This window comes from Paenarthrobacter sp., from assembly GCF_031180005.1.
GTDB lineage: Bacteria > Actinomycetota > Actinomycetes > Actinomycetales > Micrococcaceae > Arthrobacter.
On record NZ_JAPSHI010000052.1, the window covers coordinates 1 to 7,309 of the forward strand.

At 62.3% G+C, this 7,309-nt stretch carries 10 protein-coding genes; 5 read left to right on the forward strand and 5 right to left on the reverse strand.

What is annotated here, in order from left to right; translation table 11 throughout:
- Positions 1 to 346, forward strand: a 346-nt coding sequence (gene opgC / locus RIF72_RS19520; RefSeq protein ID WP_309076447.1) for an OpgC domain-containing protein, incomplete at its 5' end; no start/stop codon positions are given.
- 91 nt (positions 347 to 437) lie between these two features.
- On the opposite strand, the gene RIF72_RS19525 is transcribed toward opgC, so the two are convergent.
- Both RIF72_RS19525 and RIF72_RS19530 read right to left on the reverse strand, forming a co-directional pair.
- The gene (locus RIF72_RS19525; protein WP_309076448.1) at positions 438 to 1,286 is read right to left on the reverse strand and encodes an aldo/keto reductase; all 849 of its coding nucleotides are present in this window, start codon (positions 1,284 to 1,286) and stop codon (positions 438 to 440) included.
- A gap of 55 nt (positions 1,287 to 1,341) precedes the next feature.
- Positions 1,342 to 2,226 (reverse strand): NAD(P)-dependent oxidoreductase, encoded by an 885-nt coding sequence (locus RIF72_RS19530; RefSeq protein ID WP_309076449.1) that lies wholly within the window; start codon positions 2,224 to 2,226, stop codon positions 1,342 to 1,344.
- A gap of 241 nt (positions 2,227 to 2,467) precedes the next feature.
- On the opposite strand from RIF72_RS19530, the gene RIF72_RS19535 reads away from it, so the two are divergent.
- Positions 2,468 to 3,454: an aldo/keto reductase gene (locus tag RIF72_RS19535; RefSeq protein WP_309076450.1), complete on the forward strand. Its 987-nt coding sequence runs from the start codon at positions 2,468 to 2,470 to the stop codon at positions 3,452 to 3,454.
- Between the two features lie 113 nt (positions 3,455 to 3,567).
- The gene (locus RIF72_RS19540) at positions 3,568 to 3,744 is read left to right on the forward strand and encodes a CsbD family protein (RefSeq protein ID WP_309076451.1); all 177 of its coding nucleotides are present in this window, start codon (positions 3,568 to 3,570) and stop codon (positions 3,742 to 3,744) included.
- Between the two features lie 597 nt (positions 3,745 to 4,341).
- Here the strand turns inward: RIF72_RS19540 and RIF72_RS19545 are convergent.
- From RIF72_RS19545 to RIF72_RS19555, 3 genes are all read right to left on the reverse strand, one after another.
- Positions 4,342 to 4,521: a hypothetical protein gene (locus RIF72_RS19545; RefSeq protein ID WP_309076452.1), complete on the reverse strand. Its 180-nt coding sequence runs from the start codon at positions 4,519 to 4,521 to the stop codon at positions 4,342 to 4,344.
- A gap of 73 nt (positions 4,522 to 4,594) precedes the next feature.
- Positions 4,595 to 5,014 (reverse strand): DUF1232 domain-containing protein, encoded by a 420-nt coding sequence (locus tag RIF72_RS19550; RefSeq protein WP_309076453.1) that lies wholly within the window; start codon positions 5,012 to 5,014, stop codon positions 4,595 to 4,597.
- 183 nt (positions 5,015 to 5,197) lie between these two features.
- Complete coding sequence (locus RIF72_RS19555) at positions 5,198 to 5,809, reverse strand: NADPH-dependent FMN reductase (RefSeq protein ID WP_309076454.1); 612 nt, start codon at positions 5,807 to 5,809, stop codon at positions 5,198 to 5,200.
- A 205-nt stretch (positions 5,810 to 6,014) separates the two neighbouring features.
- Here RIF72_RS19555 and RIF72_RS19560 point away from each other — a divergent pair, with 205 nt between their 5' ends.
- Positions 6,015 to 6,164, forward strand: coding sequence for a hypothetical protein (locus tag RIF72_RS19560; RefSeq protein ID WP_309076455.1), 150 nt, complete (start codon positions 6,015 to 6,017; stop codon positions 6,162 to 6,164).
- 255 nt (positions 6,165 to 6,419) lie between these two features.
- Positions 6,420 to 7,309: SRPBCC family protein (locus tag RIF72_RS19565; protein WP_309076456.1), on the forward strand; the 890-nt coding region annotated here is incomplete at its 3' end.

The following is a 7,309-nucleotide window of genomic DNA, read 5'->3' on the forward strand; positions in this document are numbered from 1 at the left end:
GCTGCCCGAGCAAACCTTCCGCAGCATCTACGACGGCTTCTTCGAACGCACCTACCTCGGCCCCGGCCGACTGCTCAACGTCCTGCTGGTCATCATCACCGGATACGCCCTGCTCAGCGCCTACTGGAAACCAATTGAACGCGCCCTGGGCTGGTTCCTCATCCCCATTGGCCAGGCAACCCTCTACGTCTTCATCCTCCACGTCTTCCTGATCCTCGCCGCAGCGAACATCCCGGCGCTCCGGCAAGAAGACATCTGGCTCAACACCGCCGCCTACCTGGTGATCCTTGCCCTGCTCTGGGTCATGGTACGAACACGTTTCCTCTTCCGCGTCATTCCGCGATGAGATGTAGTTTTCGGCTGTTGCACAGGTCGTTGCCCCAACGGCTGCTGCAGACGGGACTTGAGGGTTTCTGACCCACTCAGTTGTCCGCTGCCTACATTTGGCTGTGCGAGGCTAAGGCTGGATCCGCGCCGACACGGCCGCCGGACTCCAGGGCAGTTATGCCTTCCATCTCGGTGGGGGTGAGCGTGAGACGCACGGCTTCCAGGTTTTCCCGCATACGCGTGGAATCCGCTGACTTCGGGATGGCGATTGTGCCTTGTGCAAGGTGCCATCCCAGCAATACCTGGGCAGGGCTGGCCCCGTACTTACCCGCAACTGACTCGACTGCAGCTGCCGTGAGGTCCGCGCCCTGACCCAAAGGACTGTATGCCTCGACCGCGATGCCGAGGGAACGGCTTTTCGCGGACAGTTCCTTCTGCTGGAATGTGGGGTGAATTTCGATCTGATTGACGGCCGGAACCACGTCCGACGCTGCCAGGAGCATGTCCAGGTGCTCGGTTAGGAAGTTAGAGACGCCGATGGCGCGGGCCTGGCCGTCAGCGTAAAGCATCTCCAATTGCTTCCATGCCTCAACGAAGAGTCCCTGGGACGGTACGGGCCAGTGGATCAGGTAGAGGTCCACGTAGTCGACGCCCAGAGCCTGGGCACTGTTACTGAACGCCTCTTTTGCGTTGCCCTGCTCGCCGTTGCGCAGCTTGGTGGTAAGGAAGATTTCTTCCCGAGGGATCCCCGACGCGGCAATCGCTGCCCCAACGCCGGCTTCGTTTCGATAGGCCGCAGCCGTGTCTATATGGCGGTAGCCGGCTTCCAGGGCATCCTCGACAATGCGCTGGGTCTCTTCCGGCGGAACTTGAAATACGCCGAATCCGAGTTGCGGGATCCGGACGCCGTTGTTGAGGGTTACGGTGGGAACCTTTGTTTCCTGTGATGCGGACGTCATGGCTTTCTTTCGTTGGTTGGGTTGGATGCATTTATAGAAAATGCGCTGGCAAGGGTCAGCGGTTGATCATCTGCCCTTCAGCGTCAAGGTAGTCACGCCAGGACCGCTTCGGCGTCCAACCAAGCATTCTTTGGGCTTTCGCGCTGGAGATGCCGGAAGCATCGGCACGGTCCAGGCCGCGTAATTCGATGCTGTCCCCGTAGTACTTGCTGAGGATCTCGGCGAAGTTGTGGCCGCCCACATTGTCAGGGGCAGCGATGTAGAAGACCTCGTGTCCGGGCAGGTCTGACTCCGTGGCCAGCACGATGGCGTCGGCGAGGTCGTAAACGTCGATGTAGCTCCATAAGTTGGGGCTGAGGACCGAAGCGTCACGAACCTGTGGTCCGAGGTTTATCTGGTAGTTGCCCTCGAACTGGACCCAGCTGGGACGAATGGAAATGCACTGGATGTCTGAGCGTGCAATCGCGGCGTCCATGAGCTGCTCGCCGAAGTGCTTGGAGAGCGCGTAGGGGTCCTGTGGGTGGATCGGGTGCTCCTCGTCCACGGGTGCGTAGTCCGGGAGGAAATCGCGCTCGGGAAAGAAGAACCCGGGGACAGTCTCACTGGAAATGTAAACAAAGCGCTTTACGCCAAATCGAATGGCGGCCTCAAGGATGTTGAAAGTTGCCATGAGGTTGGTCTGGAAGACGACGTGAGGGGGATGACCCGTGGGTTCAGGGATTGCGGCAATGTGTACCACGGCATCCACTCCACGGACGACGGCGTACGCTTCCCCTGCGTCAGTGAGGTCAGCCATCATGTACTTCGGGGTGCCTTCAGGCTTGCGCTCGAAGCCGGGACGCGTCAGGTCTGTAGTAAATACTTCGTGCCCGGCGTCGATCATTGCCTGGGTAGCGGCCCGACCGACCTTTCCATGGGCACCAGTGATGAGGACCTTCATAATGTCTCCTAGATGGTACTGCTGTGCTGGTACAGGGATGAGTAGCTATGGGCAGCTTCAGGTGGCACCGGCGCCCGCCTTACTGACGCCCCAGGCAACCCGTTAGTTTATTGCCTGAACTATATGTGGGGATCGAATCAGGGTCAATGCCCGGCGGCGTTCTTTCGTTGACACCGCCTGCGCCCTCTCCCTAGGCTCCTGCCATTGTGACCCAGAGATGCGGAACCGAGAGGACAGTGCCATGAACCAGGACAACAGGCAGTTACAGGATCGGCTTGGGCGGCTGGGCTTCGGCGGAACCGGCGTCGGAAACCTCTACCGCGCCATTCCGGATGAGCAGGCAGCAGCAACGGTGGAGGCGGCCTGGGATGCCGGTATCCGCTACTTCGATACAGCACCCCACTACGGGCTGGGTCTGTCCGAACGGCGGATAGGCGAAGTCCTCGGCAGCAAACCACGGGAAGAGTTTGTCCTCTCCACAAAAGTGGGCAGGGTCCTCGTCCCGTCACCCGCAACCAAAGACACAAAGGACCCGGACGGCTTTGACGTACCGGCGGACATGCGGCGCGAATGGGACCCTTCGGAAGCAGGAGTGCGGCGCAGCATCGAAGATTCGCTGGAACGGCTGGGCCTCGAGTACATCGACATCGCCTACTTGCACGACCCCGACGTCTACAGCATGGAAGACGCTGTAAGCTCCGCGCTGCCCGCCCTCGAAAAGCTCCGGGCCGAGGGCCTGGTGCGGGCCATCGGCGTCGGCACCAACACCGCCGGCGCCGCACTGCAATGCGTCGAAGCGGCGGACCTTGACCTCCTCATGCTCGCCGGCAGGTTCACCATGCTGGAACAGCCCGGCTCGGACGGCCGCCCGGGCGGAGGACTGCTGGACCGCTGCCTGGAACTCGGCACCGGGGTGGTGAGTGTGGGCGTCTACAACTCCGGCATCCTCGCCAAGCCCGAGCTGCCCTCCGGCGCTCACTACAACTACTCCCCGGCAAGTGAAGAAATCCTGGAACGGGCCCGGCAACTGGCAAGCATCTGCAAGGAACACGGCGTCGAGCTTCCTACTGCCGCCATCCAGTTCCCGTTCCGGCACCCTGCCGTCGTCAACGTCACGGTAGGCGCCAGCAGGCCCGAACAGATCAGCGAAAGCGCCAAGCGTATGTCCACCGATATTCCAGCTGGGTTGTGGCAGGACCTCCGGCAAAGGGGCCTGCTCAGTGTGTGAGCCCAGCTCGGGGGTTTCTTCCGGAATCCAGGGATCCCGCTGGGAGCCAGCGTAGGATAAAACCGTAAGCCGTCAGCGTGATGCTGGCGGATTCCGACCGAAGGAGAAACACCATGGGTTTGGACGACAAGATCGGTAATGCAGCCGAGAAGCTGGGCGGCAAGGGTAAGGAAGCCGCCGGAGAAGCTACCGGCGATGAAAGCCTGAGGGCCGAAGGGCAAGGCGATCAGGCCAAGGGGGACCTGAAGCAGGCCGGCGAAAAGATCAAGGACGCTTTCAAAAAAGGCTGACTTCACGCTGCACGAAGGGCGCTGCTCCAACCGGAGCGGCGCCCTTTCCTTGTGCCTGGGGCTCCCTTGGTGGTCCGGCAGACAAGTGGAGTCCTCGATATTAACGAGTACCCACTACTCGTGTACGCGGGGCTGAAGCAATTTAGTGTTTCTAGCAGCGGATCAAGTACTCCCGCTGCCAAGGTCTCAGCCTCCGATTTCCCCGGCCACATGCCAGGGATCAAGCTGGGGCCGGCGATGATGGTGTCCGTCTGAGACCGCGGGCACCGCCCCCCAGCCATCGCCGGCCCCTCTCAAACGCCTGTTTGCCAGCCCTCCGCGGGCACTGCCCGTCCGTGGCCAGAGGTTGGCAGGGTAAAGGCGCCGACAGAACCTTTTGTTAGAAGCCCCCACGCGAGTCTGGCTCGAGCGCGGGGGCTTCCTTTTGTGCTTCCGTGTCGGGGGAAACTTGGAAGCAGCTAAAAATGTACCGGCTGGTAACCTTCCGGAAAGCCGGCTTGGGTCGATTGAACTGAATCTTGATTCAACCTTGAGGCTGGTCGGCGGGCGGCACCAGACTGCCTGGCTTTAGACTGCCGGGCTTCAGACTGCCTGGCTTCAGTCCGGTCCTTCGGTTGCCTCGGGATCCTCTTCGGGTTCGAAGGTATTGGGCTCCGCATCCGCGCCCAGGCCCACGCCGTCCGTTCCTCCGGGAACACTGCCGTCCTTGCCCTTGCCAGCGGCCGCACCCTCCTGCAGCTCGTCATCAGGCAGTGAATCGGGTGAGTTGATGGTCATTGCTCCTCCTTCTTTGGCCGGGCCTCCACGCTAACAGCACATGGCACGAAAGGCGTGGATCAGGCCAAATAATTTACGGCTGACGGCGGGCCGGTGCCGCTGCTTCCAGGATAATTTCCATCCCGGCCCGGCTTCCCGGCCAGTGCCTCTCCAGCGCCCCGGTCCCCGCCCGCCGGAGCACAGAGCGCAGCACCAATGCCACAATGACGGCATCGTCCGCATAACCAATCACCGGGATGAAATCCGGCACCAGGTCAATGGGCGAGAGGAGGTAGGCGAGCAGCAGCACCAGGAGCACCCGGACCCCAATGGCGACCGTCCGGTCACTGGCCAGCCTCCTGATCAGCCGGAGCAGGTCCGGCAGCAGACGCAGCGCATCCTTTATGGAGACGGTCTCAGGATGCCGGCGGGCGTACCACCAGAGCAGGAGGAGCAGCACGGCGTACGCCAGTAGAAGGCCCGCCACAATGCCCGCGACCGTGCCCCAGGACATTCGCACCTTTCTTCAAGCACCGACCCAACCCGGGTTCCTCAACAAAAGTACTCTGCTACAAAGGCTTCGGGGAGTTGGAACCCGCCTGCAGGGCACTGCCGTGAAAGTCACCCTGCCGCTTGACCAGGGGCCCGGATGCCCGCCGCCGGGAGGCGGGCATCCGCAATTCTGCCGCGGAGGTCCTTACCGGGACAGCTTGGCCGTATCGGGTTCGCGGTCACCGATGTGGCCGGGAGCGTTTGCGGTCAGGACGCGTTCCACGAAGGCTTCGTACTCCTCCATGTAGTGGCGCAGGAACTTGGCGGTGCCCTCATCCTTGACTTCGCCGTCGTCGCCGAACACAGCGGGGTTGTAGTGGATGTACATCTCCGGAGCGTTCAGCTGCGGCGCGTCGAGGAAGCTGAGGACGCTGCGCATCGAGGACTGCATCACGGCAGTGCCGATGCTGCCAGGGGATGCCCCGATGATTCCGGTGGGCTTGCGGGCAAAGGAGTTGCTCCCCCATGGGCGCGAGCCCCAGTCGATGGCGTTCTTCAGGGCACCGGGAATGGAGCGGTTGTATTCCGGGGAGACAAACAGGATCCCGTCGGACGCCTCGATGGCCTCTTTCAGGGCACGGCCTTCGGGCGGGAAGTCCGCATCATAGTCATAGTTGTAAAGCGGCAGATCCTTGATGGGGATTTCCGTGAACTCCAGGTTTTGCGGAGCGAGTTTGATCAACGCTTTGGCGAGGACCCTATTGATGGAGCCGGCTGCCAGGCTCCCCACAAAGTAGCCGATTTTGTACTGTGCCATGAGTGTTCCTTCCGGTAGCCGGTAAATCCCGGCGGCGATACTCGTCCTGGAAAAGATGCCGCCTCTCCGGCGGCCTTGATGCCACTGCAGCACCAGTCCAGCACAGAAGGCCAGTCCCGGCCAGAGTGAGCGGTGAGTCCTTGACAGGCCGGGCCCGGGAGTGCTGAATGACTGTAGCGAATTCCCCGTGCGGTCAGGAGCAGCCATGAGCGAGAATCCAGTGCAAAATGAACGGGTCCACACGGAGGCTCCCGCTGAGGGCGACCCGGATGCAGATGCCACAGAGACCAGGGTCCACCCCCAGGACCCGGCGGAGGGCGCGGATACTCCAGAAGCTGCCGGGCCCGGCAAGTAATCCGCACCAACCCGCTGCTGACATGCCGGCCTTAGTGGACTCGGGCTGGAACGATTTCAGACAGCCCTGAGCAGCCCTCCCTGCTCTGACCTCGGAAAAGGCTGGACGGCGGCACTGGACCGGCAGTCCGGCCCCATCTGCCGTCGTCATTTTTACTTGCTCTGGAAACCAGCCAGCCGTTTAGGTATGTTGGTAAGCATGCTGATGATTTTTACCAAGCTCATCAGCTTCCGGTAACAAAGCGAAGGAGACGTTATGAGCACGAAGGTGGAAAAACGCATTCTGGTGAACGTACCGGTAAGCACCGCTTACAACCAGTGGACCCAGTTCGAGGAGTTCCCGCATTTCATGGGCGGCGTCAAGAGTGTGACGCAGCTCAGCGACGACCGGCTGGAGTGGGTGGCCGAGATCGGCGGGATCCGCCGGCAGTGGGAAGCCAAGATTCTGGAGCAGATCCCCGACCGCAAGGTTGCGTGGGCAGCCACTGAAGGCGCCACGAACGCGGGCGCCATTGAATTCGAGGACATCGGCGGCGGCCAGACCTCCCTGCAGCTGACGCTTGAGTACGAGCCCGAAGGCATCATCGAGAAGGTGGGTGACAAGCTCAACGTCGTGGAGCGCCAGGCGGAGGCAGACCTGCAGCGGTTCAAGGAATTCATCGAGGCTGAGGGCTATGCCAGCGGAGCTTGGCGCGGCAGCGTAAGCTCCGGTGCACCCGCAGGCACGCCTGGCGTGGAGGACGCAGCAGGATCCCGCGGTGATTCCGGCAAGGCGGGCATCTCCGGCAAGGTCGCTGCCGGCCTGGGTGTTGCTGCGGCAGCGGGGGCAGCGGCAGCCATGGCGGGGTCCAAAAACGACACCACCGAGGGCGCCGATGTAACGGTGACCCCCGTGGCCCCCGCTGAGCCTGTGACCGTCACGCCAGTCCCGACGGATACGACCACCACCACGGGCACGACGGCGGCAGCCGGCTCCACCGGTTCAGTCGCCGACCTGGGTGATGACCGTGTTGGCCACGCATTCGACCAGACCAACGGCCTGGTGGACACTACGGGCGAGTCCGACGAGACCCTTGAGGGCGAGAACCTCAGCGCCGGCGAACGGCGTGCAGGCGACGGCCGGCCGGACGGCGGCCTGCCGCCCGT